The sequence below is a fragment of the Vibrio sp. A2-1 genome, assembly GCF_021728355.1.
Classification (GTDB): Bacteria; Pseudomonadota; Gammaproteobacteria; order Enterobacterales; family Vibrionaceae; genus Vibrio; species Vibrio splendidus_K.
Map to the genome: position 1 here is coordinate 910,763 of NZ_JAKKCO010000001.1, position 26,530 is coordinate 937,292.

The 26,530-nt window shown below is 43.9% G+C and carries 23 protein-coding genes; 6 read left to right on the plus strand and 17 right to left on the minus strand.

Annotation, left to right across the window (positions count from 1 at the left end):
* Positions 1 to 249: 249 nt before the first annotated feature.
* Positions 250 to 741, plus strand: a complete 492-nt coding sequence (locus L3V33_RS03830) for a cytochrome b/b6 domain-containing protein (protein ID WP_081279975.1) — start codon at positions 250 to 252, stop codon at positions 739 to 741.
* Positions 742 to 879: 138 nt separating this feature from the next.
* Here L3V33_RS03830 and L3V33_RS03835 read toward each other — a convergent pair whose 3' ends face one another.
* The 7 genes from L3V33_RS03835 to L3V33_RS03865 all read right to left on the minus strand — a co-directional run bounded on the left by L3V33_RS03835 (position 880) and on the right by L3V33_RS03865 (position 9,351).
* The gene (locus tag L3V33_RS03835) at positions 880 to 1,314 is read right to left on the minus strand and encodes a hypothetical protein (RefSeq protein WP_054547068.1); all 435 of its coding nucleotides are present in this window, start codon (positions 1,312 to 1,314) and stop codon (positions 880 to 882) included.
* A gap of 134 nt (positions 1,315 to 1,448) precedes the next feature.
* On the minus strand, positions 1,449 to 1,715 hold the full coding sequence (locus tag L3V33_RS03840) for a hypothetical protein (RefSeq protein WP_054547069.1): 267 nt from the start codon (positions 1,713 to 1,715) through the stop codon (positions 1,449 to 1,451).
* 233 nt (positions 1,716 to 1,948) lie between these two features.
* A complete protein-coding gene (locus tag L3V33_RS03845) occupies positions 1,949 to 3,733 on the minus strand; it encodes an ABC transporter ATP-binding protein (RefSeq protein ID WP_237289190.1) in 1,785 nt (594 codons plus the stop codon).
* Positions 3,727 to 5,490, minus strand: a complete 1,764-nt coding sequence (locus L3V33_RS03850) for an ABC transporter ATP-binding protein (protein WP_237289192.1) — start codon at positions 5,488 to 5,490, stop codon at positions 3,727 to 3,729. Before L3V33_RS03850 ends, L3V33_RS03845 begins: the two co-directional genes overlap by 7 nt.
* A gap of 216 nt (positions 5,491 to 5,706) precedes the next feature.
* The gene (locus L3V33_RS03855; protein ID WP_237289194.1) at positions 5,707 to 6,207 is read right to left on the minus strand and encodes a hypothetical protein; all 501 of its coding nucleotides are present in this window, start codon (positions 6,205 to 6,207) and stop codon (positions 5,707 to 5,709) included.
* A gap of 13 nt (positions 6,208 to 6,220) precedes the next feature.
* Positions 6,221 to 8,332 carry an LruC domain-containing protein gene (locus L3V33_RS03860; protein ID WP_237289195.1) on the minus strand — a complete coding sequence of 704 codons (2,112 nt, stop codon included), beginning with the start codon at positions 8,330 to 8,332 and terminating at the stop codon, positions 6,221 to 6,223.
* A gap of 500 nt (positions 8,333 to 8,832) precedes the next feature.
* Positions 8,833 to 9,351 (minus strand): NUDIX hydrolase, encoded by a 519-nt coding sequence (locus L3V33_RS03865; RefSeq protein ID WP_237289197.1) that lies wholly within the window; start codon positions 9,349 to 9,351, stop codon positions 8,833 to 8,835.
* Positions 9,352 to 9,721: 370 nt separating this feature from the next.
* Here L3V33_RS03865 and L3V33_RS03870 point away from each other — a divergent pair, with 370 nt between their 5' ends.
* Together L3V33_RS03870 and L3V33_RS03875 are read left to right on the plus strand one after the other, a co-directional pair.
* On the plus strand, positions 9,722 to 9,976 hold the full coding sequence (locus L3V33_RS03870; protein WP_102442190.1) for a DUF333 domain-containing protein: 255 nt from the start codon (positions 9,722 to 9,724) through the stop codon (positions 9,974 to 9,976).
* Between the two features lie 230 nt (positions 9,977 to 10,206).
* Positions 10,207 to 10,884 (plus strand): hypothetical protein, encoded by a 678-nt coding sequence (locus L3V33_RS03875; protein WP_146456126.1) that lies wholly within the window; start codon positions 10,207 to 10,209, stop codon positions 10,882 to 10,884.
* Positions 10,885 to 10,888: 4 nt separating this feature from the next.
* Here L3V33_RS03875 and L3V33_RS03880 read toward each other — a convergent pair whose 3' ends face one another.
* Positions 10,889 to 11,767 carry a YdcF family protein gene (locus tag L3V33_RS03880; RefSeq protein WP_146456128.1) on the minus strand — a complete coding sequence of 293 codons (879 nt, stop codon included), beginning with the start codon at positions 11,765 to 11,767 and terminating at the stop codon, positions 10,889 to 10,891.
* A 311-nt stretch (positions 11,768 to 12,078) separates the two neighbouring features.
* On the opposite strand from L3V33_RS03880, the gene L3V33_RS03885 reads away from it, so the two are divergent.
* The 3 genes from L3V33_RS03885 to L3V33_RS03895 all read left to right on the plus strand — a co-directional run bounded on the left by L3V33_RS03885 (position 12,079) and on the right by L3V33_RS03895 (position 16,477).
* A complete protein-coding gene (locus L3V33_RS03885) occupies positions 12,079 to 13,449 on the plus strand; it encodes an L-serine ammonia-lyase (protein ID WP_054547076.1) in 1,371 nt (456 codons plus the stop codon).
* Between the two features lie 481 nt (positions 13,450 to 13,930).
* Positions 13,931 to 15,409 (plus strand): peptide MFS transporter, encoded by a 1,479-nt coding sequence (locus L3V33_RS03890; RefSeq protein WP_146456130.1) that lies wholly within the window; start codon positions 13,931 to 13,933, stop codon positions 15,407 to 15,409.
* A gap of 285 nt (positions 15,410 to 15,694) precedes the next feature.
* A complete protein-coding gene (locus L3V33_RS03895) occupies positions 15,695 to 16,477 on the plus strand; it encodes a siderophore-interacting protein (protein ID WP_237289198.1) in 783 nt (260 codons plus the stop codon).
* Positions 16,478 to 16,592: 115 nt separating this feature from the next.
* Here the strand turns inward: L3V33_RS03895 and gntR are convergent, their stop codons facing one another.
* The 9 genes from gntR to L3V33_RS03940 form a co-directional block, all read right to left on the minus strand.
* Entirely contained in the window at positions 16,593 to 17,594 is a 1,002-nt protein-coding gene (gntR, locus tag L3V33_RS03900) for a gluconate operon transcriptional repressor GntR (protein WP_154723734.1), read from the minus strand.
* A gap of 139 nt (positions 17,595 to 17,733) precedes the next feature.
* The gene (gene gndA / locus L3V33_RS03905) at positions 17,734 to 19,242 is read right to left on the minus strand and encodes an NADP-dependent phosphogluconate dehydrogenase (RefSeq protein ID WP_237289201.1); all 1,509 of its coding nucleotides are present in this window, start codon (positions 19,240 to 19,242) and stop codon (positions 17,734 to 17,736) included.
* Between the two features lie 3 nt (positions 19,243 to 19,245).
* Positions 19,246 to 19,743 carry a gluconokinase gene (locus tag L3V33_RS03910; RefSeq protein WP_017059513.1) on the minus strand — a complete coding sequence of 166 codons (498 nt, stop codon included), beginning with the start codon at positions 19,741 to 19,743 and terminating at the stop codon, positions 19,246 to 19,248.
* Between the two features lie 118 nt (positions 19,744 to 19,861).
* A complete protein-coding gene (locus tag L3V33_RS03915) occupies positions 19,862 to 21,184 on the minus strand; it encodes a TRAP transporter large permease subunit (protein WP_237289202.1) in 1,323 nt (440 codons plus the stop codon).
* The gene (locus L3V33_RS03920) at positions 21,177 to 21,734 is read right to left on the minus strand and encodes a TRAP transporter small permease subunit (RefSeq protein WP_017082453.1); all 558 of its coding nucleotides are present in this window, start codon (positions 21,732 to 21,734) and stop codon (positions 21,177 to 21,179) included. The genes L3V33_RS03915 and L3V33_RS03920 overlap by 8 nt, the downstream gene beginning before the upstream one ends.
* A gap of 65 nt (positions 21,735 to 21,799) precedes the next feature.
* Entirely contained in the window at positions 21,800 to 22,816 is a 1,017-nt protein-coding gene (locus L3V33_RS03925; protein WP_009845626.1) for a TRAP transporter substrate-binding protein, read from the minus strand.
* 200 nt (positions 22,817 to 23,016) lie between these two features.
* Positions 23,017 to 23,919, minus strand: a complete 903-nt coding sequence (locus L3V33_RS03930) for a multidrug transporter (protein WP_237289204.1) — start codon at positions 23,917 to 23,919, stop codon at positions 23,017 to 23,019.
* A gap of 113 nt (positions 23,920 to 24,032) precedes the next feature.
* Complete coding sequence (phnR, locus tag L3V33_RS03935; protein WP_171315720.1) at positions 24,033 to 24,737, minus strand: phosphonate utilization transcriptional regulator PhnR; 705 nt, start codon at positions 24,735 to 24,737, stop codon at positions 24,033 to 24,035.
* Positions 24,738 to 24,805: 68 nt separating this feature from the next.
* Positions 24,806 to 26,530 carry a putative 2-aminoethylphosphonate ABC transporter permease subunit gene (locus L3V33_RS03940; protein ID WP_171315718.1) on the minus strand — a complete coding sequence of 575 codons (1,725 nt, stop codon included), beginning with the start codon at positions 26,528 to 26,530 and terminating at the stop codon, positions 24,806 to 24,808.

The window sequence follows — 26,530 nt, forward strand, 5'->3', positions numbered from 1 at the left end:
AGACAAGCTAGAAAGTTGGCAATTCTGCCTTCTCCTTATTGGAATTAACACTCTAAAACATCATTGATTATTATAAAACACCTGAAGCAACATCATTAATTTCTAAATTATAAAAATACCGCGTAATACTGTTCTATATAATTAATTCGCGATGCGAATATACCAAGAATTGATTTATTGCATCGAGATGAATCTTATATTAATAACGATCAGAGCGAGGTTAATTTGAACAATCCACGATACGATTTAATGAGCCGAGTGCTGCACTGGGTCATGGCATCTGTCATCATCTATGCAACAGTCGCAGGGTATGTGATGCACTATGTCACCAGTCATCCAGAGCTATTTTCTTTTCTGTCAGTGCTCAACATGTCATTGGCGACCATTGCGACGCCATTATTCGTGGTTCGTTATGTCTGGAGCCACTTCCGGTCATCACCAACCATGCCACTGTCTGTACCTGAAGGGCAAAAATGCGTTGCTAAACTTGCTCACTCCCTGATGTATCTAGTGATGTTTATGGTTTTCAGCACCGGTTATTTGATGCTAAAAGAACCTTATTCGTTATTCTGGTTAGTGATCGTGAATAACCCAATTACCGATCCTGCAATCAACGGCTTCTTTTTCTATTTACATCGTGCCAGTTGTATTGCCCTAGCCTGTTTAGTTGTTCTTCATGTTTGTGCTGCACTTAAACACCACTTTGTCTCTAGGAACTATGTATTGAAGATGATGATTTAAATTTTGGAGGGATATTTAAGTAATATAAGTGATGTTCTCAGTATTCGAGGTAATCATCTGCTTTAAAAAATTCAGCATGGTTTACACAAACAAAAAAGCCATAGCATGTTTCGCTATGGCTTTCTTATTTCAATTTGATTACTTGGTTTGAGTATCAAGCATCACTTGCCAGTATTCACATTTGGCCAAGAACTCTTTTAAATATAGCTCTGGGTTCGCAAGCTTCTCACCACCTTTAACATCAGCCCCAGTCACACGCCAAAAGCCACGAGTGACCAAGTTTCGGTGGTAAATAAAATCGTTGAGTTCATTGGCCTTCAAAGGAAGTTGCTCACCAAACGTCTGTTCGTATAGGCTCAGCATAGAGGCTTGCTCACTTGGCTTTTCCCTTAAAAAGGTATCCAAATCCAAGCCTAGTGGCTGCTGTTGTTCCTTTGGCAGTGCTTTAGCTAATTTAGAGATAACACTGAACAGAGCCAACTCAACTTTTTGAGACGCTAATAACGATGCTCCTAAAAGCGCATGTTCATTGGAAATGTGTTGCTCTGTTGATGAAGCGGTTGCTGTTGTCACTGTGTTAACCTCAAATAATCATAACGGGTGTTACTGAACTGGATAGAGCCTTTTCATTACGCTGAATCTTATTCTTGTAATTAAGAAGAATCTTACAGTTAAGCAGAGTCTTGTATCTAAGCAAAGTCTTACAGCTAAGCAGAGTCTTTTAGCAGAACGCGGTCAGCATCAATAATGGTGAAGCCCGATGCATCTTCATTCTTTTCGACTTGCACTAAACCTTTAAAACCAACCTGCGACAACTTCTTCGCAAGGTGATCCGGTGCTGTTTCAAAAACAACATCCATAAAAGGTAAAGACTCAGCATCAACAAAACCATGCTCGTTAAACAGTTCCATTGCTTGAGATAAATGGTCTGAGTCGGTTAATTCGATAATTTCTACAACTTCTTCCAACAACATTTTCGATTCCATATTCGCCAGAAAGTGACTGACACAAGCACTTACGTTTTGCTCGCATACATCCCGATGTACGAAGACACCCCTTTAGTAGTAGGGAGATCATAACATATTAATAATCGAAAAATATGTTTAATTTCCCTAACCTCTTGGGAGTATTAGAAAACAATAGAAACTGGTGAAGCATAGACAAGGCCAATTTATCTCATCGAAAGCAACAGCCTGATTTGAGGCAATCAGGCTACCGTAACTTGGGAATCGCCCGTTTCGACAATCGATTCATTCAACAACCCTGCGTAAATTCCATTGTATGCCACCAGCTGTTGATGATTACCTTGCTCAACAATTTCACCCTTTTCCAATACCAGAATCGTATCCGAGTGACGAACGGTACTCAAACGGTGCGCAATCGCAATCACGGTTTTTTCCTTAAACAGACGCTGCATCGCTTTTTGGATGAGGTCTTCGGTGATTGAATCTACCGAACTGGTCGCCTCATCAAGCATCATCAATTGACCACCCTGTGCAACCGCTCGTGCGAACGAAATAAGCTGCGTTTGCCCCACAGACAAATTGGAGCCGTTCTTTTCCAAGTGGAAGTCATAGCCTTGTGGCAATTGTTCAATAAACTTATCGGCATAAACATAGCGCGCTGCCTGCTCAACCTCAGTTCTAGATAAATGCGTTTTACCCAGCGCGATATTGAATTGGATTGTCTCTTCAAATAAGTGCACGTCTTGCATCATCATTGAGAACAAATGAGCAGAGTCTTCACTAGAGATCTGCGACAGCTCTATTCCATTCAGTAGAATGCTGCCTTCATAGTCTTGGTAGGTTTTAGAGATTAGACGCAGAATTGTAGACTTACCCGATCCCGTAGAACCCACAAGCGCGATTTGATGCCCTTTCTCCAATACAAACGAAACATTCTTTAGAACGTAGGGAGAGTCGTCTTTGTAACGGAAGCTCACGTTCTTAAACTCCAGGCTCACAAACTGTTCGAGCTGTTTTTCAACCTTGCTCGATGGCAGCAGGTTACGCCCTTCCTCTTCAGTCGACTCAACAAACAGCTCTTCAATATGGTCAAACGCTGCAAATGAACTCTGAATCGAAGCAATCTGCGACGTAAAGTCACGGATCGGAACAAACACTTTTTCTAAGGTGTTGATGAACGCAATTAGCACACCCAAGGTGAGTGCCCCTTCTATCACTTGCTCAGAGCCATACCAGATCATAATTGCGATCGTGATTGAGGTAATGCCCGAGATAAACGAGAACAAAATCGCATCGTATTTATTGATTTTCTTCTGTGCTCTCAGAAACTCATCAGTATAGCCTTGGTAGCGTTGTTCGACTTGCTCTTCAGCTCGATACATCTGAACCGTTTTCATACCAAATAAGACTTCTTGTAAAAAGCCAATACCACGAGCGAGCGAAGAACGAGTCACCTTATACAAAGCACGAAGTCGGTTTCTCACATACACCGTCAAGTACATCACTGGCGGCATGATAATCAATACAATCATCGTTAACTGCCAGTCAATGAAGAACATCATCACCAACAGAGCAATGGTATTGATGCTGTCTTTAACTAGACCTACAACCGACTGAACAAATGTCTCGCCGATGGTTTCCAAGTCACTGGTTAATCGTGAAAGCGTGACGCCAATCGGTGTGTTATCAAAATAGCTGCGTGGCAATTTAAGCACGCGAGCAAACAACACTGAACGCATGTCGGTTATCGTATATTGACCCGTTTTACGCAGGTTATATGAATAGATAGTATCCACCACATAACTAGCCACCAGAACTGCGACTAGATAGAAGACGTACTCGAGCAGTCCATCCATATCCCCATGGCTCAGATGTACATCAATCACTTGAATGATCAGCCAAGGAAACAATAAGCTTGTAATGACAGAGAGCGGAAGCATAGCGATGCCCAGAATCGCAGAGCGTTTGTATTTCTTAGCAAACTTAAAAAAGTGCTTGAGGTACTTAAGATCAACACCTTTTAACATGCTGCTGCCTCCGTTTCATTCTGCTGTAACTGCCATGTATCGTAATAGTAATCACATGTTTTCAATAACGTCGCATGGTCACCCTTCGCGATCACTTTACCTTCGTTCAACACGATGATTTCCTCCATATATTCAAGGGCATTAACACGGTGTGAAACCACAAGTACCGATTGATTTTCCAAGCGCTTAAACAGGCCTTCCAAAATCTTACGTTCTGTTTCATAGTCGACAGCCGATAGAACGTTATCCATGATGATCAGGTCTGTGGGTTGCAATAAAGCACGCGCAATACTTAAGCGCTGCTTCTGGCCGCCTGACAGCATGATCCCTTTCTCACCGACTAAGGTTTGGTCACCATGCTCAAAACGAGTAACGTCACTCGCCAACTGGCTGAGCTCAAGCACTTCATCAACCTGACTCTTTGCCAAGTCAGTATCTAAGCAGCCAAAGCGGATATTGTCCTCGACGGTTGCTGAAAACAGGAAAGGGTCTTGAGTCACGGTTTTTACATAACGGCGCAAGTCACTGCGTGAGAAGCTAGTGATATCCCTTTCGCCAAGGAAAACCGAGCCTTCTGGTACATCCAAATGATGGTTCAAGCAGTTCACTAATGTCGTTTTACCCGCTCCGATTCCACCTAGCACACCCACTTTCTTACCAGCAGGAATATCAAAGCTGATGTCATCGAGAATCAGGCGCTCTTCACCTAAATAGCTGAAACTGAGGTTGCGAATAGAAAACATTTTTCCCTTCAGCGATTCAACATCTAACCCCGTGAGCTTATCTTCATCAAGCTCGGGAACTTTGGCATTAAGAATAGTCTGTGCACTCTGAATACCTACCATGCCACGCTGATAAATGGTCGCGATTCTGCCAAGCTGCATCAATGGCATAGCCAGTAAAACCGAGTAAGTTAGGAAAGCAGTAATCTCACCGAGGGTTAGCTCTTGTCTCATTAACATGTAGCCACCAAGCCCAAGAATGATGATTTTCATCAGGTCATTGGCGTAGTCGAGTACCGGCATAAAGAAAACTTGAATACGTGTAATTTTGAGGCGGCATTCAAGCAATAACTGGTTAAGTTTTTCAGTTTCGGATTTCACCCAAGGTGACATCTGCTGGCTCTTAATCAAATCAATCCCAGACAGGTAACTCATTAGCTGAGCAGACAAGTTTTGTAGACGTTTCATGTGCTCTAAATGCAGTGCTTTCATACGCTTGAAGCCCACACGGAAAATCACAAAAGCAATTGAGATAGGAATAATCGAATACAGTGTGAGTTCTGGCGATATGCGCCACATATAGAGCGGTGTTAATGACAGTGCTAACAACGCATTGAAGAACTGCAGAAATCCCACACCAAACAGCAAACGAATGCCACTGAGGTCATTATTGATGATGGAGATCAATCGACCTGAAGCAAAACGTTCATGAAAGCTGCTCGGCAAACGATTCAGCTTTTGTAGAAGTGTACTTTTGAGCGCTGCTTCAGTAATTCGCCCCGGATTAAGCGCATAGATTCGAGACAGAATTCTCACCACCACCATGGCGACAGACATGCCGACTACAATCCAAACATAGCTTTGCAGCTGCTGATGGCCCGTTGAAGAAGCGTCATCAATCAAATCTATCGCCAATTGGATATAACGAGGGATCTCTACTTGTAACCAGTTGACGAGAAAAATGAACACAATCGCCAGTAAGTACGAGGTGCGATTCATGCGCAGATAATGGGCAATAAACTGTCTTTTATTCATAGTATTCTTTGTTTAGGGCAGGCTCACAGCGAGAACTAGCGATATGACCGGGCAGCTAGCTAGGGTCATCACTGAGCTAAAGATACATTAAAACCACTTGGTTGACAATATCAACCAAATTTATATTTTAATCGTTCCGTTGTTTTTCAAGGCTACAAAAAGAAAATTTGCCGCCAAAATGGCAGCAAATATTTTAGGTTTGTTAAATGATGAACTTTAAAGGACGACGTCTACCTGCCCATTGTTGATGTCCACTAAACGCTTTACTTCACTTCCCATTGCTGATGGATACCATACTTCTACCCAAACCTTATCAACATGATTTGGAAGAAGCAGTGTCGTTGAAAAATCAATATCCTCATTGATCGGCGTTCTCAACACCTGTGAGGTGTAATCGACAACCTCACCATCAAAATCAGTGTAGATACTCATAAAGCCTCGAGAGCTTTGTGAACTTGCTACGTCAACGCTCACAACAACCTCTCTCTCGGTAGAGAAATCAAAACCTTCCGGTACGGATAGCTCTACCGATTTCAGCGCTTGTTGTACAGGTGCAACGCTAGAGGTAACCGCGTTACTGACCCCAGCAGGAGCGCTACTTGGTGGGGCGACTGAACTTGGCGTTGAAGTGGTTGAACCGCCACCACCACCTCCGCCGCCACAAGCAGTAAGAAAGACCAAAGTTACACTACTCAGCATTAGTTTAGTTGTATTCATAAATCCTCCTTGATTAATCTTCAGTAGACCACGTTTTGTTGGCGTTAGGGTCCAAGTACCAGGTTGGTTTTGAAGAACCTCCTGAGGTCGCCCATTCAGCAAAGTCTGGGTATGCCTCGCTGATATCGATGTACTCTGATGGATGATTCCATGGCGATGAAATTAAGATACCCCAAGGCATATTTTGCGTAGTTCGATAGTATTTATCACTAGATGGGTCTGAATCGTCTTGCGCGATGCCATAGAAATCACTCACTAACGTGCCACGAGACGTTGGTGGTAGGTCTGCCGTGTGTATTTCTAAGTCTTTACCCGGAGATGTAACGAAGCTATCACCATGGTATTGACCTTCTCCTGCTCCAAAGATGAATGGGTCAAAGCCACTTAATGGCATCAGTGAACTCACTGTCGGCTCACTTCCAGAAGCAAACGGTAGAGAAATGCTGAACGTCATTTGGTCAGCTTCTAACGTCGGGCTACAAGAAGGATTAGTGCGGTGGAACATGCACTCACCGTGAATCGGAAGATCATTTTTTAGGTTCAACGAAGCGACAACAACGAGGTCTCCTCCTGGCGATGCAACATTTTTGTCCTCACCTGTAAACGGCGAGATATTTACTCGAGTCGCGCCATTCTTTTGCACTCGAGCCGTTTGAAGATCAACATCTGACTCATCGAAGCCATCAAGCTTCCATCCTAGTCCATTACCATAAGAAGCACCGTAGGCCATTATGGTTCCCGTAATATCCATTCGAAGCACTGCTTCACCTTTACTTAAAATGGTAGTGCGGTAGTAAACCACTACGTCATTTAAGTCAAAGTCACCAACTTCTGGCCAATTATCTTCGAAGGCCGCTGTATAGTAATTAGAATGTTGAACCGTTGTACCAGGATCCGTAACGTTGAACACGTAGTCTTCTACTTCCCCGTCACCCACGTATCCATCGCTCGGAATATTAGGGCTGCTAGCTAAACGGAATCGGGTTTGTACAACACCAACGACGGCGTCATCACCAACACGAATAGGAACGACTTGGCTTCCGTCGACAACAGAGTAATTTTTCAGTATTTGCTCGTCATCATCGAAAGTCCCGTCCATATCCCAGTCGGCCCAAGCTTGTAGGTAACCACTACCGACTACGTTGACATTAATTAGACTGTCTAGGCCGATTTCAAGGTTCGTCAGCAATGCAATACCGTCATCATCATTTCCGTCAACATCCAAATCATCACCGTTTGATGATGCGCCAGGTTGGCCATCAGTATCGGCATCAATACTAGCGCCTAAGTACAGCGTGGAAGAAATCGCATGCTCAGCACCGTTGCTCGCCTGTAATGTTCCATAGCTGTCAGGCGCGTCACCAAAATCAGATTCGTCTGAGCTTTCTATTGGCGTAGTAAATCCAGATAAATCCCAATTACCGTCAAATGCCGAGAAAATCGGGTTAGGGAAACTACTGCTGCTACTCGTAACCGTTTCAAATTGTAGAGTAACGATCGAGGTATTCTTGTAGGTGAATTTTACGGCACCGGATGTGTCAGTTTCGGAATAGTTCGTACCTGGTCCGGTGAATAGCACCGACGTTCCATCGGCACTCTCTTCCGCCGTCAAACTCGCGCTAGCACTACCAAGCTGGTAACTGTAGAAACCTTCGCTTTTAAACACTCTGACTTGCTCCGACTGCACGGGTTCGCCATCAATGTCATAACCAATCATGTCAAATTCGGGAAGTGTATAAGGCACTGAGAACGTACCTGAGAGGCCATCTGTACCATCATAAAATTCAAAGGTATAGATTAAGCCTGCAGAGCCCGCTGAGTTAGTTTGGTAAAGAAAACCAATATCTCCTGAAGGCTGCGTCGCGCCAACTTTGTAGTTAGGAGCATGAAACAAAAATGTCGCATCACCAAACACACTACTAGATACTTTGGCATCGATTATTTTTCCATCATGTGTTCCGACGTTCAGAAAATGCATTGATGCCCCACCGTAGGTGGGCCCAGCCCACGAACTGCTACCGTTCGTCACCTCTACATGGTTTGAAAAGTCCAAGTCCACCGTCGTTGCGTAGATAGGGACACTGATTGCTGCCGTCACAAGATAAATAATTTGCTTGTATTTCATAGTAAACCTCGACTTCTTCTTCGCTTCTGCGATTTCCTTGAAAAGTACGTAAACTCTGAACGGCAAATTAAAGAAACGTCTCATTTAACTCAAAACAATCCACATCTTTGTTTATTGTTTTAGTGCCGATAAAGCGAGCTGCTTAATACTAATAAGCAAAAGAGAAGCCAAGTTTCTAACCATTTAAAAACTATCTTTTTACATTGAAAAATAAGACTTATTAATCTAATTTCAAATTACAGTCAGGATAAAACGGTCTGTTCTTCAAAATAAGAATCAATTTGAAGAAAGGTTAGTCAACTTGAAAGTCTGTTAGATACAGCAACGTTCTATGCTGTTTGGAAACCGGATAAGTTGTTTAAGGGCTGGAGGCGTTTTGCTTAAAACTCAAACTACGATGTGTTTGGTCAAGTAAAGGGGTAGGTATTATTGTTCGTTCATGGTTAGCAAAACTGTTTAAAAATATTCTACTTTTAAACAGTCTCGATTTATTAAAAGGGTTACAGCATTTCTTTTGCGATAAGATGTAACAAAAAGGTTTCACGCTCAATACTCATGCCCTTTTTCGGACTCTCAGCCATAGTCTTTTCATTATGAGCGATTGCTTCATGGAGATTCATCCACATCGGCTTCATCCCGTTTTTCACTTCATAATCTTCGTAAGCCGTTTCACCAAGCTCACGATCGATCTTGCATGAGTAGCAGTAAGAGATCATATGCATCATATCTGCATCGTCTTTATACCAAGGACGGAACTCTTCAAAAATGCCAAACGGCTTAATGCTATGGATATTCTTCGCGCCTGTCTCTTCTTCGAGTTCACGCACCATACCAGCAATCACATCTTCACCTTCATCCAAACCACCACCAGGAATGGTGTAGTCGTGATAACGCTCTGTATAAAGCATCAGAATGTCTTCACCATCTAATACAATGGCACGGGCAGCATTACGCTTGTATACCGTTTTATTGTCTAGATGATCGATATCAGGGTGGATGGTGGTTTTTAGGTGTCTCATGATTCTGACTGCTCTACTGAATTTGGCGGCATCATATCATAATCATCAATAGATTCGAGGTTCTCCGTACCCCACAAGAACACATATCCTCTGCATTTGATCGCAGTTCTCCCACGGCTATCGAGTCAAAGTAACCATCAAGTAGCACCTTATTGACGGAGGCCGTTCCTGTTATAACATCAGCGATGTCAGCTTGATCAAACACTCAAAAAGCACTTAAAAATAGCGAAATATCAACCTATTTCAATATCTTGACCAAATTAGGACAACCTTTTCTGAAATCTAAAATATACTAATTTCATAGAGCTTCTAATCTGGTTCTGTAGAACTTAACGCATTCGATTATAGAGTTATCACATAGGAGATAAACATGAAGAAACTTGGCTTGATGGCTGTATTTGCCGTTGTGTTGGGCGGTTGTGCAAACGACTATGCAGAATATAGCGAAGGCCAACGTGTTTCAGTCGCTAACCCAGCCGCGGTTTATTGTGTTCAACAAGATGGTGAATTAGAAACCGTAACTGAAAACAATCAACGCACCACTTATTGTGTGTTTGATGACGGTGAACGTATCGAGCAATGGGAATACTACCGCAACAACCATGAGCAAAAAGAAGAAAGCTAAACTGCGACATCGTGAACTGATGACGTCACACCTGTAAACGACGTTATTCTGTCACGAATCCCACCTAATCAAATCCTATTACATTACGTAGACTGACCGCTACCAAGCGGCAGTTTACCGTACTCCCACACCAATTGAACGGCGTTTTATTTATGACATTTCCCTGACATAGCCCTAACCGAGGCCGATAGAATGCCTGCCCGTTACAAATACTTACACATCGAATTACTATGAAAAGCCAATCTAAAACCAATGAACAAACTCCAATGTCGTTTGAACTGCCAGAGTTCACCCTTTCCCAATCGACATCTCAAGTGATCTACAAACGATGCCAAACAGCTCTCGTTGTTTTAGCGATAGGCATTGTCGCAAACCTTGCACTTCGAATTGATTTTGTATTGCTAAATGGCAATGTTGGTGAGGTCTCGGCGACCGAGATGCTGCAACAGTTACTGCTTATTATCTCGTCTGGGTCTTTTGCTTATTTAGCAAGAGAGAAGCGCGAAGTTAAGCACGCAGCTCTTCTTATCAGCGCATTCTTCGCAGTGTTGTTCATTCGTGAAATGGATTTTTGGTTCGACAAGATCGTGCATGGTGCATGGGTTGTCCCTGCCCTATTGGTTGCTGGCAGTGCAATTTTCTATGCGATTAAGAATGGTAAAAGAACCATTGATCAGCTTGCGCTTATTCTTGCTTCCCCACACATGAACTTACTCGTTACTGGCGTAATGCTACTGTTGGTGTTCTCTCGTCTATTTGGCATGGGCAGCTTTTGGCACAATGTTATGGGCGATGATTATGTTCGCGTGGTTAAAAACATCGCAGAAGAAGGCACTGAACTTTTGGCTTACTGCCTGATTGCGTTTGCGAGCTTAAAGACCGTTATTGGCATCACGAGAAAGAAATAAAGATCTATCGCCACCAGCGATGTGTGTGATCCGATTCCGGGTCTAAATAACGATTCAATAAAGTCAGGTTAGTATCGAGTAATGCTAGGTACTCCCTGACTTTTTTTATGTCGGTACCCACTGAAGTCTGCTGGATACAGCGCTCCAATACTGGGAGTAAGCTGTCGACGATGTCAAAATGAGGCGCCCCCTCTACTAACGCCTTTACAGCTATCAGTGCCTCCAACGACAGTCTTTTAGGCTCCCCCCTAACTAACTCCAAATCTCGCTTAAATGTGCCCGCGGAAACACCTTCAAGATAAACTCGATAGGTTGTCAGCACATCCATCAATAGAAACAATTGCCCTTGAGTATTTTGATGAGGATATGGCACCGCAACATGAGCTTCTAGTTGAGGATCGATTTGTAGTTCCACCCCAAGTGCAGAGCACTTCTCGACCAAAACCTTAAGCAAGCCTTGTTCGTCCATGAGCGATTGGACCTCGAAAATACGTTGTAAATGGTAGTCATTCGAAACGAACGTCACCTTCACATTCTGCCCACGGGTAAACAGTCCACTTTCAATCATCTCTGAAGCTAAGTTCTGAATGTTCTCAACCGTATTTGTCGATTTCTGCTCAAGCAAAATCGCCCCCAAGGAAAACGGATATTCTCGCTGGCTTTCCATAATTCTAAAATACTGGTGCATTGCATCCGCTTCTGAGTTGGCTTGCCCTTTTGTTACCCCACCACAAAACGCAACTACAGTTTGCTGGTTCGACTCTTCTGCCAAAGGCCCCGCCAGATACCCCACCAAAGCATCAACTCGACTGATGCCTTCATCAGTCAATTTATTCCCATTAAGTCGCTTACCTAGCACAATAAGGAGGTGATTAATGCTCATTTTATGTTCAAGTCTCGTTTTAGTGATTAGATGGAGTGAATTATGTATACAATAGTTCTTAACAAAAGTATTTTTAAATTCCTAAATGTAGCTCGCAATAATGCTCACTATTGATAGCAACATCTTATGGTACACAAGAATCAACGTGCAGCTATATAAAGCAAAAATAGCACGGTCTTGTATTTCATCGAACTACACGCTTGTTAACACTAATCTCATTGAAAGAATACGCTCACTCAAAGAAGTGAGGTTAACAAAAGATATACTTTAACCAGAGTTCGTTCATCGAACCGTCTTCACAGGAAGTTACTATGCTGTCTATTTTTGATATCTACAAAATTGGGGTTGGCCCGTCCAGCTCCCACACAAATGGACCAATGATCGCTGGGTTTAACTTTACCCAAAAAATTGATGCTCAGCTTAAGCAAGTGAAGCGTATTCAAATCGACTTATACGGCTCGTTATCATTGACGGGTATTGGTCATCACACAGACAGAGCAACTTTGTTAGGTTTGCTCGGTAACCGCCCCGACACTATTAAGATTACTAGTGCTAACCAAGCAATGCGTAAAGCGATTGAAGATAAATCTTTAATGGTTAGCGGTAACCACGAAATTCATTTCGATGTAGAAAGCGACCTACTCTTCCACAAAACCAATCTTCCACTTCATGAAAACGGCATGACCATCTCTGCCTTTGACGCAAGCGGTAGTCTTCTAGATATGGAAACGTACTACTCCATTGGTGGTGGCTTTATCGCGACCGCTGATGAACTGCAAAACGGCAAGTCAGAGTCAGAAACACAAGTTGAATTCCCTTTTACTTCTGCCGATCAATTGCTTGAATTATCTGAACAACAAGGACTTAGCCTTGGTGGCTTAATCCTGCGCAATGAAGTGTCTTTTCAAGGCATGGACGTGATTGACCAAAAAGCTGACCAAATTTGGAAGGTGATGTCTCTGTGCATGCAGCGTGGCTTTGACACCGAAGGTATTCTTGATGGCGGACTAGAAGTCACCCGTCGAGCACCAGCTCTTTTGAAAAAGCTTGAGGCCAATGCTTCGATTGAAAACGATCCAATGGAGATCATGGATTGGATTAACCTATTTGCCTTTGCTGTAAGCGAAGAAAACGCAGCGGGTGGCCAAGTGGTAACATCTCCAACCAATGGTGCGGCTGGCGTTATTCCTGCGGTATTAATGTACTACCATCGTTTCATTAAAGAGCTAGACACCAAGCAGTTGAAAGACTTTTTAGCAGTCTCTGGCGCTATTGGCATCTTGTACAAAACCAACGCTTCGATTTCTGGTGCAGAAGTGGGTTGTCAGGGCGAAGTTGGCGTATCTTCATCAATGGCAGCAGCAGGCCTAACCGCCCTACGCGGTGGTAGCAACGAGCAAATCTGTATTGCAGCTGAAATCGCTATGGAGCACTCTCTAGGCATGACATGCGATCCGATCGGCGGGCTTGTTCAGGTGCCATGTATCGAGCGTAACGCAATGGGTGCAATGAAAGCCATCAACGCATCACGTATGGCTCTAAAACGCACCAGCAAGTGTCTTATCTCGTTAGACAAGGTTATCGCAACCATGTACCAAACAGGTAAAGACATGAACAAGAAGTACCGTGAAACGTCTTTAGGTGGTTTAGCGGTGATCCACATGGCGCCACCATGTGAATAGTTAGATGCGGTGACTAGCTAGATGCGATGAATAGTCGAGATACAGAGAATAGTTGAAACGCAATACATCGTTGACACGCACGAAAAGAAATCGCCTCACTCAGAACCGTTATTGTAAACTTAGTTTTCGATATCCAAACAAAAGCCAGCCACCAAGCTGGCTTTTTTATTGGCTAAAATCCAACAGCCAATAAAAAGTGACACTCACTTGAACATTTTACAAGATGACCAATGTTAACTTTTCCTTTATCCGTTCATTACTTAGCCACAAATGAAGGTAGTTAAATTTCTCACAGTTATGTATCCATTATCAAAATCTAACATTGCAAATTTCATTCATGAGAAATATCAATGTACTCATAAGAAAAGGTATATCGAGTAAAGTTCTGTTTGGGATGCATGTTTCATTTTATGTATTGCTAGTGATGGTATTATAATTAGGTTATTACACTACATCTTAATACTAATGTGAGAATAAAATAATGTGGAATAGATTAAACAAATCAATGATGTTCTGCCAAATGATGTTTGGACTTTCGTTCTATGGCGTCATGGTGATCTTGACTCGTTTCTTCCTTGAAGATCTTAACTACAATGAAGCCGACACAATGATGGTTGTTGGTGCTTTCTCTGCAATCGGACCGCTATTTGCTATTGCAGGTGGCTTCATCGCCGACAAATTTTTAGGCGCATACCGATCGTTGACCATTGCCTTTCTAGGGTTCGCAAGTGGTTATGCTCTACTGGTACTCGGTGCCGCGGCGACCAATGTTCCAATGGCATTATGTGGTATTGCTTTAGCGAGTTATGCGCGTGGTTTGATGTCCCCTTCTTACCCAAGTCTTTACAAACGCACGTTCAAAACTCAGGAAGATTTCGAAAACTGCTACCCTATCAACTACTCAGTCAACAATATTGGTGCGCTTTTAGGCCAGTACTTGTTCCCTATGCTAGTGCTTGTTGTTGGTTTCCACGGTGGCTTCCTTCTTTCGGCTGTTCTAGCAGGTGCTGCACTTCTGATGATGCTCTTTGTTCGCAAAGGCCTTGTTGAAGCAAGTGCTGAAATAGACCAAAAACCAGTAAGCACTAAACACTGGGCTGCGTTCCTTGGCCTTTCTGCTGCAATGATTGGTTTGGTATTCTTCATGTTTTCTAACATGGATATCGGCCAGAACATCGTGTACGCAATTGGTGGTGCAGCGATCATCTACTTTGTCTCTTTGATGATGAAATCGAAGAAGTCAGACATGCTGAAGATGGGTACGATCTTAATCATCACATTCCTGACGACATGTTTCTTCGTGTACTACGGCCAAATGATGACGTCGATGACAATGGTTGCAATCAACACAATGCGTGGCGATCTATTCGGCTTCATCCCAGTAGCCCCTGAAGCGTCAATGGCAATGAACCCACTTTGGTGTATGGTTGCAGGCCCTATCATTACGGGCATCTTCTCTAAACTAGAAAAGAAAAACATTCATTTCTCTACCGCAACCAAAGTAGGTTTCTCTTTCATTCTGACGGCGATCGCTTTCGGTATCTTAACGATGGCAGTAACAACCGTTGGTGAAGATATTCTGATTCGCCCTGAAGTGTTCTTAGCAATCCACTTCTTCCTAGCATTTGGTGAGGTTATTGTTGGTTCTATGGTTGTTGCATTCATTCTGTCTGTTGCACCTAAGCACATCGAGAACTTCTCAGTAAGCTTATTCTCTGTCGCAATCGCACTATCAGGCATTGTTGGTGCTGTATTCTCAACGTCTATTGCACTTGAGAAAGGCCAAGAGATCACACAAGAGATCGTTCAAACGGTTTACGGTGATTACTTCCAACTATTAACTATCCTAGCGGTAGTAATGGTTGGTATCGCAATGGCAGCATCGTTCATTATTCGTAAGATGCTAGACGCAGCGAAAGCCGCTGATGAAACGATTGAACTAGAGCAAGCAAACAGCTAATAACACTCTTATTCAACAAGCTCGTTCATCAAGCCCTTTAGTTTTCTAAAGGGCTTTTTTTGTCGGTATGGATGCCAGGGTAGATATATATATATAGATATATAGATATATAGATATATAGATATATAGATATATAGATATATAGATATCAGAATTGGTTGGTAACTAAATAGGTGATTCAAGTTACGTTACGCTGTGTAAATAAAAGTAAATGATAATTATTAGTATTGAGTGTTTTCTTGTTCAGGATTATGATGTGGAAATCAAAATCTAAGAGAGCCTTATATGAGCAAGCCTAGCCCTATCACATTAACCGTTACTCAAACCTCAACCATTACACCGAATATGCAGCGTATAACGCTTAGCGGTGAAGGATTAAGTAAGTACCCAACCGAATGTGCCGGCGGCTACATCAAGCTTTTGTTCTCGCCACTCGGCACCACAGATTTAAGTCAACTGAACGAAGGTGAGCGCCCAACCATGCGCACTTACACCATTCGTCAGTACAACCCTGTCGAAAAGTGGATTGAGGTTGATTTCGTACGCCACATCACCACAGATCTGCAATGTGGCTTTGCTGCAAGATGGGCAATGAACGCAGAAGTAGGTGACACGGTTTCAGTGGCAGGCCCTGGATTAATTCAAGGGCTGAATCTAGAATCGGATTGGTTCTTCTTGGTGGCAGATATGACTTCGCTACCTGCGCTCTCTGCCAAAGTAAAAACGCTTCCGGAACACGCAGCAGGCCACGCTGTCATTCAGATTAATTCAGCAGCAGATAAGCAAACACTTGAAGTACCTCAAGGGATCAAGGTCACTTGGTTAATTGAAGATGAAACTGAAGAATCACTTTCAAAAACGGTTCGCAACACAGAATGGTTAGAGGGGCAGGTTTCGATTTGGACGGCGTGTGAATTTGAAAGCATGCGCGAACTAAGACAGTACTTCCGCAACGATAAAGAAGTCGCGAAAGAAAATATCTATATCAGCAGCTACTGGAAACGTGGCGTCACTGAAGATGGCCACAAAGTGTTGAAGCAACAAGATGCTCAAGCTTTAGCATGTTAAACCTGTCACTACATATATCTTCTTGCTAGATAAATAGAAAACGCCCTTAACGACATCACTATCGTTAAGGGCGTTTTAGTTTGAATCCGATAAAGAGCAAAGCTGAAATGTAAGATTAAATACTCTCACCTACTTCAATCTCATAACCAAGATCCAGCTTCGCCACCCATTCATTGTTGCCTTGTAAACGCGCTACAACTTGCTCTGCAGCGACTTTACCGATCTGCTCCCTAGGTGTTACGACAGTCGCTAAACGCGGCGTCATCGCCACCGTAATGTCGTGTCCGTGGAAGCCTGCAATCGCCATCTTCTCTGGTACTTGAATACCACGTCGTACACATTCGTAAAAAGCACCAATGGCCAAATCATCGTTAGTACAAAAAATGCCATTCACTTCAGGGTGCTTCTCAAGTAACTCGCCAATCAGTTTGGCACCAAGAGTAAACGAGGAAGCGTCTTCCGTTTGCAGCGTTACTGGCGTTTTGTCGGCTTCTTGCATCGCATGCTCATAGCCTGCCATTTTCAAGCGCGTACGCTCATCCATACGTGCCGCTAAGTAAGCGATATTGGTACGCCCTCGGTCGAGCATAGTTTTGGTCATCGCTCGTGCCGCTTCGAAGTTATCAAAGCCGACGGCTTGTTCAATTCTTGGCGATACCGAATCCATAATCTCAATCACTGGTATAGAAACAGTCTGCAGCATCTTACGCGCTCTATCAGTGTGCACGTTTTCTGAAAGGATAATCGCGTCAACGTTGTAAGAAAGCAGCGAAGCGATGCTCTGCTCTTCCAGTTCTGCGCTATAGCCATAGTGAGCAATCATGGTTTGGTAACCCGCAGGCGCGGTGACTTGCTCAATACCACGAATAACTTCAGCAAAAACTTGGTTAGTTAACGAGGGGACCAAAACACCAATCGCATTGCTTTTTGCGTTGGAAAGAATGTCTGGTGCGCGGTTAGGGATATAACCTAGCTCGTCTACTGCAGCGCTGATCTTATCTCGCAGTGCTTCTGATACTTGAGAAGAGTCTCTCAGGCAGCGACTGACGGTCATTTTGGTGACACCAACTAAGTTGGCAACATCTTGTAATGTTGGACGTTTTTTCTTATTCGACATAATTAGTAATTATTATTTTTGAGTTATGTTACTGGTAACAGTGTATCCGACTGACGTGGAATTTGAAGCCTAATTTAGTAAAATATTGATACAGCGTCAAAATTACAAACGCCCTCTTGTTGAGGGCGTTATTGATTGTTTAAGCGTTTACTTTTACTTCAGTTCTCGGAGACTGACTCCAAGTCACGTGAAACTTTTCAGCTTCATCTCTATCGACTCGTGAATAGGTATGTGAGCCAAAATAGTCACGTTGCGCTTGCAATAGATTCGCTGGTAACACTTCACAGCGCAGAGAATCAAAGTAGCTTAATGCTGAACTGATCCCCGGCATCGGCACACCATACAAAGCTGAGTTAGCAACGGCGATACGCCAAGCAAGCTCACGCTCTTCCACTTGTTTGATGAAAACCTCGTCAAACAACAGGTTCGCCAGCTCACCATTTTGTTGATAAGCCGATGTTATACCTTGTAAGAATGCTGCACGAATAATACAACCTGCTCGCCAGATCTTAGCTATCTGAGTAAAGTCGAGATTCCACTCCTCTTTGTCTGACGCTGTTTTCAACAAATCAAAACCTTGCGCATAAACAGACAACTTGGCGCAATACAAAGCATCATGAAGCTCAGAAATAACCTCTGTTTTATCCAACTGACTCGCATCGGCAACATTGCCTTTTAGCAGTTTGCTCCCTTGAATACGTTGTGATTTTTGACCGCTCATCGCACGTGCATAAACCGCCTGTGCAATGGTTGGAGTTGGGCAGCCTTCCTGAAGACTGTTAACTGCTGTCCATAAGCCTGTGCCTTTCTGGCCAGCCTTATCAAGCACAACATCAACAAATGGCTTACCCGTCGCCAAATCTTCTTGTTGAAGAATATCGGCGCTGATTTCCATTAGGTAACTATTAAGTACACCGTTGTTCCACTGTTCGAAAACTTGGCCAATCTCTTGAGCTGGCATTTCAAGTACATCACGCATGAACTGATACACTTCGCAGATAAGCTGCATGTCGGCATACTCAATACCATTGTGAACCATCTTAACGTAATGCCCAGTACCCGAAGGTCCAACATACGCCGCGCATGCTTCACCCGCTTCAAACTGAGCAACCGGTAGTCCATTAGCATCCACTTTTGCAGCAATAGCTTCCCACATCGGCTTCACATACTGCCAAGCTGATTGGTCGCCACTGGCCATGAGCGCCGGGCCAACACGAGCCCCTTCTTCACCACCAGATACAGCAGTGCTGAAGAAACGAAGCTTGCCTTTATAGTTAGCTTCGCGGGCTTCTGTGTCAGTCCATAAACTGTTGCCTGTATCGATAACAATATCGTCGCTCTCTAAACCGGCTTCTAGCAAATTACTCACTACGATATCGACAGGCTTTCCTGCAGGAACCGACAAAGCGATTACACGCGGCTTAGCTAGCCCTTGCAACACATGCTCAAGGCTAGTGCCTTTAGTGAACTGACCTTTACCAGTAAACGATTCATTAAGCTGCTTCGCTTCTGAACTGGCGCGATCAATGTTGTCTGTATTCAAATCAAAGCCAGCAACGTTAAAGCCGTTATCCAGTAAGTTGAATGCAAGGCTTTTGCCCATAACGCCTAAACCAATCATCGCAATGTCGTTTTTTAACTGAGTCATGGTTTAGCCTATCTGCTTAATTTGTTTGAGTGCACTTTCTACTACCTGTTCGACATCTTGTGAGATATCAACAAACAACGCATCGGCTTCATTCGGTTCAACCAAGGTTGCGAACTGGCTTTTCAACATTTCTTGACCATTGAAGTAATGGTTCTCGCGCGCTTTATGGCGGTTCCAAATGGTGTCGAAGCTACCCTGTAGGTACACGATAACTAAACCTTCATTATTCTTTCGTAGAATGTCGCGATATTGAGGTTTCAATGCAGAACAAGCAATCACAGCACTTGGCTGTTCGATATATTGCTTATTCAGTGTTTCTAGCCATCCTTGACGATCTTCGTCAGTCAGCGGAATACCTTGACGCATTTTTTCTACGTTGCTTTGCGGATGGAAGTCATCGCCATCAAAGAATTGAAGCTCTAAAGCCTGTGCGATACGGCTACCAATTAGGCTTTTCCCGCATCCAGATACGCCCATCACGAGTATTTTTTTGCTTTTCATAAGGCAAGTCTTCCCTAAGCCCCAACCAAAACAGGGGCTGACAATCGAATCTAATAGTTAAACTTGTGTTGCTGTTGATAGGTTCCTGAACGTTAAACTCGCTCTGGAACCTTTGCTGTTATTGCCACCAAAGCGCGAGCTGAGGAAAGATAATAACCAGTGCCAGCACCAATACTTGAAGTGCAATGAACGGCAGTAGTGAAGAGAAAATCTCACCTAAGCTGATGTCTTTTGGTGCTACCGATTTCAGGTAGAAAGCCGCTGGACCAAATGGTGGTGACAAGAACGACACCTGCATGTTTAGACAGAACACAACGCCGAACCAAACTGGGTCGAACCCAAGGCCAGTAATGATTGGAACGAAGATTGGCATTGTTAGAAGTGCCACACCTACCCAGTCAAGGAACATGCCTAGTACCAACAAGATAGCCATCATGATTAATAGCGTTACTGTCGCGTTACCGCCACTGAGCGCAAGGATGGTTTCTTCAACAAAATCAATACCGCCCATCAGGTTGTAGATACCAACCAATGCGCTTGCACTGATACCAATCCACATGATCATGCCGCAAGTACGCATGGTTGCGATGGCACTCTCTTTCAACATGTTGAAGTTCAGTTCACCACGGATTAGCGCACTGATCATGATACCAACCACGCCTAAAGCAGACGCTTCTGTTACTGAAGCGATACCTGTGTAGATACTGCCCAAAACCGTTGCAACAGAAAGCAATGGGAAGAACAGAGCTTTGAAGTAACTAGGCTGATTTGCGATGTCTTCTTCTGTCTCATCATCACTTGGAATTGGCGCAAGAGAAGGGTTCAGCTTACAGCGAATCAATACGTAGCCGATGTAACAACCTGCAAGGATAAACGCTGGCAAGAAAGAAGCTTTAAACAGGTCGCCAATCGATACGCTGGCTGTCATACCGTAGATGATCAGTACGATACTTGGTGGAAGCATGGTACCAAGTGCGCCACCCGCACAGGTTGTACCGATAGCAAGCTTACGGTCGTAACCTAAACGAAGCATTTGTGGCAGTGCAAGAATACCTAGTAGTACCGTTTCACCACCGATAACACCGGACATGGAAGCCAATAGAACCGCAACTAATAGCGTTTGAACTGCAACACCACCACGAACTTTACGGCCGACAGATTTCATTGCATCAAACAGGTCACGCGCAATCCCCGAACGGTCTAATAAAGCCGCCATCAAAACGAACATCGGTACTGCTAAGAACACATAACCAGAAGCAAAACTGTAGGTACGGCTTGCGATCAAAGGCAAGGCATCAGGGCCAAACCAGCATAAAGTGAAGAAAATCGCGACAAAGCCTGTTACGAACGCTAGCTGCATACCGGTCAGTAGCAAGCCAATCATCATAACCAGCATGAGCAAGCTGCCCCATGCGATACCAATAGAAGATAAATCAAACATCGTCATTCTTCCTTAGACCCATCAACTCTTGGATTAGGTGCAATACAAACTGGACAACAAGAACACACAAAACGACAAAAATCAGGCCTTTCAGCAGCGCAGGATAAGGCGCGTTTAATACTGAGCCTGATGTTTCAAGACGGAATTCACCCCATGGCGCAAACCATGCTTCCTCTGCGGTGAAGTAAGCCGCATAAGCGAGCATGCCGGCAAAGGCCAAACCCACAATATGGTGAACGAGATTAAGATATTTACGTGCTTGGTTAGACACTGAATCGTAGATAAGAACTACACGTACATGCTTATTCGCGGCAAACGCGTAGATACCACCAATAATGAATAAAGAACCACCGATGAAAGAAGCTGTTTCATGTACCCATGTGGTCGGGGCATCGAATGCGTAACGCATCACAACTTCATAAAATGAAATCAATACAGTAAAAATAAACAACCAGCTAACGAGATTACTGAACTTTATAACAAAACGATCAAGCGCATTTCTTGGTTGCTCGTCGTTTTCAGCTGGGGCATGGGGAGTTTTGTCTGTCATGGGCCAAATATCCTGGGAGAATACGGGAGAGCAATGCCCTCCCCCGTCAGTAAACTAAGTTTAAATTACAGTAAGCCGTTTTCTTCTAGGAACACAGTCACTGAGGTGTAAACTTTCCCTGCATTATCAGAACGCTCTGCAAATACTTTCCATTGGCCTTTCGCGATTTCACGGAACTTCTTACGCTCTTCTTGAGACCAGTCGTGGATAGTGATTTCTGGGTTCGCTTGAGCTTCTTTCAATGCCGCTTGGTCAGCCATTTTCAGCTGAGTCGTCATGTCGTAAGAGAAGTCACGCACTGATGTTTGCAGCATTGTTTGTAGATCAGCTGGCATCTTGTCCCATTTCTTCTGAGAAATAGATATATCGATAAGCGGCAATGAGTGGAAGCCCGGTTGAACTGGGTGGGTAGCAATGTCGTTCATGCCCGCTTTTTGGTTTGTTGAAAATACTGTGTAGTCCGCGGCATCAATTACGCCTTTGCTCAGGCCAGTAAATACTTCAGAACCCGGCAGGTTTACTGGAGTCGCACCCGCGGCTGCAAATACTTGTTGAACTAGGCCTTCAGGCGCACGTAATTTCAATCCTTTAAGATCCGCAACACCATCGATTGGCTTTTTAGAAATGAAAGATTCAACACCCGTCGTAGAAGCACCAACAAACTGAACACCGTAAGGCTTATACAGTTCAGTCATTAGCTCGTTACCGCCGCCGTAGTTCATGTACTGAAGCAGTTGCGTTGTGTCTGACCATGCACCAACCATGTTACCAATTAGGCCGAATGCTGGATCTTTACCAGAGAAGTAACCTGTTGCTGTGATGTGGCCATCTAAGATACCCATTTTGATCGCGCCTAGCGTTTCTGTGTGCTTAACCACAGCGCCTACAGGCAGAAGATCGATATCAATACGTCCGTTAGACATCGTCTCTACGCGCTCAGCCCACTTCTGCTGAACTTTGAAGTTCAAGTCACCAGAAGGATCTGAAGATTGAATTTTAAGTTTAAAGTCAGCAGCCATTGCTGAAGTAGCAAATAGACCAGTGAGGGAGGCAGCAATCAGCGTTTTAGTCAGAGCTTTCATTTGGGTATCCTTATGAGTTTCACAGAGTCCGGTTTGTAATTATATGTTACCGGTAACGTTGAGATGGATGTTACCGGTAACTTTACAGCCTTGTCTATGAGAAGGATCACATCTTTAACATTAGTAAAACGTTTGCTATCAATAATAAAAATGCGACTGAAAAGTCACGTTATAGGTTGGAGGTAGGATTTAATTTCTTTTTAAGTCAGTGAGATAACTAAGCCAGCAATGATAAACATGACGCCTACACCACGTGTAACGTGCCACTTTTCCTTTAAAAAGTAGATCCCCATCACTACGCCGAAGATGATGCTAACTTGTCTAAGTGCAACAACTAAGCTGACGTTTTCTGTCATGGTCATCGCAAACAATACTAGGCCATAGGTCGAAGCCATCATGATGCCAGCAAGTGTTGCTCTTTTACGCAGTATCCAAGCGTTATGGAATTCGATTCTTTGATTCGACACAAGCAACCAAACACTCAGCGGAATCACAATCGCCCAAAACTGAATACCTAGGTAGAAAATCGCGGTGTGCTTGTTAGTGATACTAGGCGTGCTTAGAGGCTCCAATAATAGAAGTGCCTCTTTATCAATAATCGAGTAACCCGTGGTACCGATTGCGGCGATGAGCGCCCACAACACGCCAAGGTTTAGGTAGGCCTTAAGCCTCAACTCAGAGAATTGCTTCAACGGGACAAACAAACAGCCCAAGGTAATCAAGGTGAACCCAATCCATTCATTAGACGACAGTTCATAACCAATCAACACTGTACCCAAGCCGACCATTAGAACCGGAAGAGCTCGGGCCATTGGGTAAATCACGCCGATGTCTGCTTGTTTATAGGCAGTCCCTAGCCCAATCAAATAGACGATTTGGCAGATCCCGCTCAAGAAAACCAGTTGCCAAAATGGAAGTGAGATATTTAACAGGCCAACACTGTAAACATACCAAATCAAATATGGCGTCAAAATCGCTGCGGCGGCAAAGCCAGAAGCCAGAAAGAAAGACGAGCCCGATCCTTGATTAGACTTGCCTAGAACATTCCAACCCGCATGCAGCAAAGCTGAAATAATCACGATAACAATGGCAGAGACTTCCATTTCGTTCCTGTTCTATTAATTGATCAGCGAATGGCTAAACATAAGTGATAAAAAAACCTCCGAGTAAGAGGCTTTCCAATGAATCTATAAAAACTAAGGAGTAACTAGCACATTTAACGTTCTAACTCCGCTATCGACTCGATACTGATCGCGTCGTGGCGCCAATATTCAATATCGCAATCAATCAAATCACCATCTTGATTGTAGTTAACACGCTCAACCACCATAGCCGGAGAACCCGAAGTCGCACGCAATGCTTGCGCTGTTTCGCCAAGCAAAGACGTTGTACTCACGCGGTAACGGATCTTCTGATACACAACACCAAAGTGCTCTCGGTAGATGTCCGTCAACGATTTGGACAAGTCGTAGTCAAGCAAGTTAGGGAACAGCTCAGGTCGAATATAGTTGGTCACATACACAACTGGCCTGTCTTCAAGGTAACGAACTCTGTCCACTCGATAAACATCCGAAAAAGGTTGCAGCTCAAGAAGCTTAGTTGCTTCCTTGGTTGCTAACATCCCTTTCGCTGCCACTAATTCTGTTTTCGGCTTACGATTCTGCGACAAAGCCATATTAGTGAAGTTCAGCGTTTGCGTTGGATCGTAGCGCAGCGGCGCTGGAGAGATAAACCAACCACGGCGGTCTTCTCGATAAATACGCCCTTCAGCTTCAAGTGAAGACAGCGCTTCACGCAACGTTACTCGTGTTGTATCAAACGATTCAGCCAGTTTGCGCTCCGCAGGCAGCTTCTGTCGTGGCGTTAACATCCCCGACTCTATTTGCTCTACGATGACGTCTTTGATTTTTACGTACTGCACTTCATTTCCTTTTATTCTTGTTCTTGTCGTCAGCCACTCCTTGGCCAACTGCAATATAAAATAGTTTGCTAGCGTTTACGCCAAGCTTGGGTGCGCTTCTCGAATAACTTATTGATTAACATATGAATCAACTTCGCGCTCGCTGCCGATATCATGATCATCACCGCCATGGCAGCTGCTGCACCCGTTTGCCCTGCATCGTCCATATTCAGTACTGAAACTGACGCAGGTATCGTATCGGTAGAATACAAGAATACTACCGCAGATGTCGTGGTAAGTGCATTAATAAACAGGTATGTCGCAATATCTAAAATCGCAGGCAGACAAACTGGCACCGTCACCTTAAAGAACAGCTTGTATTGCGGTAAGTTCACTGAGGCTGCGGTCGCTTCAATTTCATCAGGTAGTTGTTTTAATGCAGTCAACGCTGTCATGTGGCCGACTGTGTAGTAGTGGACCACCGTATTAATCACCAAGAATGCCATCGTGCCGTACAAGAAGTTGAGTGGATTACTCAAATCATTGAAGTAGAAGATATAACCCAAGCCCAACACCATACCCGGAACGGCCATAGGCACCACACTGAGCATCTGCATCGCCTGACGAATAGGGCCAAATGCTCTGCCTTTCTCAATGCAATAAGCACCCAAGAAAATCAATACCGTGCCGACAATTGCTGTCCATGCGCCTAGCGTTAAAGAGTTGAAGAATGGCGTCCAACCGTAAGTACTCATCTCAGAAAAATTATAGTTATTTAGTGTTAACGCCTTGTTCCAAGGCCAGAACGTGACCATTGACCCGTATATCGCCATACCCAACACAATAATTACAGCCGCCGATATGATGGCGCAATAAAGAAAGCACAACCCATCACGCATAGTGCTTGGCTCTGGTTGGTACGCGACAGAGCGAGTATCAAATAGGCTCTTCTGCTTCTTTTGAACCCAGCGATCAACGGTAAACGCCAATAATGCAGGCAACAGCAAGATGATACTGGTCACTGCACCCATCGAGAAATTCTGTTGCCCGACCACCTGTTTAAATATGTCGGTCGATAACACGTTGTAACTACCACCAATCACCTTCGGTACGCCAAAGTCACAAACTACCAATGTAAACACAACGATCAAAGTGCTGATCAAACCATACTTTGCTGCTGGTAACGTCACCATAAAGAAGGTTTTCAAAGGTGAAGTGTTTAAAGCTCGTGCCGCTTCATAAAGACGAGCGTCAGAGGTTCTCAATGAAGTAGTTAAAATCATTAAGGCATGTGGAAACGTCCAGAATATCAAGCCCAATGATATGCCAATCAAACCATAGACCGAATTACCCCCTAATACTTCCTTAGCAATACCTTGGTTACCAAACAGGAAGATAAGACTAATCGCGGGAAGCAATGACGGAGCAAGAATCGGCGCTGAACCCAACACCTGAAAAAGCCCCTTGAAAGGCATACATGAACGAGTCAACGCATAGGCATAACCAAAAGCTAATACACCAACGACAACCGTTACTAACAGCCCAAGCGTAAACGTATTGCCTACCGACTGCCACAGGCTCTGCGAAGCAAAATACGTTGCGAAATTCTGTAATCCTACAAATTCACCGTCTGCGTTCTGAACACTCTTTTTCAACATCGCCCACAGTGGCATCAGAATGAATAGCGTCATGACCACAGACAAAAAAGCGAGAAGCCCGAATAGGATTACGTTGTCTTTACTTAACCGAGCAAGAAAAGGCTGTACTCGTCGTTGAACTAGCAGCTTAGATTGCATCATTTGAGTCGATTCCAT

Coding starts and splice junctions, on each gene's coding strand:
- L3V33_RS03920 (WP_017082453.1), bottom strand. CDS start 21,734: ATGACAGACAAAACTCCCCATGCCCCAGCTGAAAACGACGAGCAACCA.
- L3V33_RS03885 (WP_054547076.1), top strand. CDS start 12,079: ATGCTGTCTATTTTTGATATCTACAAAATTGGGGTTGGCCCGTCCAGC.
- L3V33_RS03830 (WP_081279975.1), top strand. CDS start 250: ATGAGCCGAGTGCTGCACTGGGTCATGGCATCTGTCATCATCTATGCA.
- L3V33_RS03890 (WP_146456130.1), top strand. CDS start 13,931: ATGTGGAATAGATTAAACAAATCAATGATGTTCTGCCAAATGATGTTT.
- L3V33_RS03915 (WP_237289202.1), bottom strand. CDS start 21,184: ATGTTTGATTTATCTTCTATTGGTATCGCATGGGGCAGCTTGCTCATG.
- L3V33_RS03925 (WP_009845626.1), bottom strand. CDS start 22,816: ATGAAAGCTCTGACTAAAACGCTGATTGCTGCCTCCCTCACTGGTCTA.
- L3V33_RS03880 (WP_146456128.1), bottom strand. CDS start 11,767: ATGAGCATTAATCACCTCCTTATTGTGCTAGGTAAGCGACTTAATGGG.
- L3V33_RS03930 (WP_237289204.1), bottom strand. CDS start 23,919: ATGGAAGTCTCTGCCATTGTTATCGTGATTATTTCAGCTTTGCTGCAT.
- L3V33_RS03895 (WP_237289198.1), top strand. CDS start 15,695: ATGAGCAAGCCTAGCCCTATCACATTAACCGTTACTCAAACCTCAACC.
- L3V33_RS03845 (WP_237289190.1), bottom strand. CDS start 3,733: ATGTTAAAAGGTGTTGATCTTAAGTACCTCAAGCACTTTTTTAAGTTT.
- L3V33_RS03850 (WP_237289192.1), bottom strand. CDS start 5,490: ATGAATAAAAGACAGTTTATTGCCCATTATCTGCGCATGAATCGCACC.
- L3V33_RS03840 (WP_054547069.1), bottom strand. CDS start 1,715: ATGTTGTTGGAAGAAGTTGTAGAAATTATCGAATTAACCGACTCAGAC.
- gndA (WP_237289201.1), bottom strand. CDS start 19,242: ATGACTCAGTTAAAAAACGACATTGCGATGATTGGTTTAGGCGTTATG.
- L3V33_RS03940 (WP_171315718.1), bottom strand. CDS start 26,530: ATGGAATCGACTCAAATGATGCAATCTAAGCTGCTAGTTCAACGACGA.
- L3V33_RS03910 (WP_017059513.1), bottom strand. CDS start 19,743: ATGAAAAGCAAAAAAATACTCGTGATGGGCGTATCTGGATGCGGGAAA.
- L3V33_RS03865 (WP_237289197.1), bottom strand. CDS start 9,351: ATGAGACACCTAAAAACCACCATCCACCCTGATATCGATCATCTAGAC.
- L3V33_RS03875 (WP_146456126.1), top strand. CDS start 10,207: ATGAAAAGCCAATCTAAAACCAATGAACAAACTCCAATGTCGTTTGAA.
- L3V33_RS03870 (WP_102442190.1), top strand. CDS start 9,722: ATGAAGAAACTTGGCTTGATGGCTGTATTTGCCGTTGTGTTGGGCGGT.
- L3V33_RS03860 (WP_237289195.1), bottom strand. CDS start 8,332: ATGAAATACAAGCAAATTATTTATCTTGTGACGGCAGCAATCAGTGTC.
- gntR (WP_154723734.1), bottom strand. CDS start 17,594: ATGTCGAATAAGAAAAAACGTCCAACATTACAAGATGTTGCCAACTTA.
- L3V33_RS03855 (WP_237289194.1), bottom strand. CDS start 6,207: ATGAATACAACTAAACTAATGCTGAGTAGTGTAACTTTGGTCTTTCTT.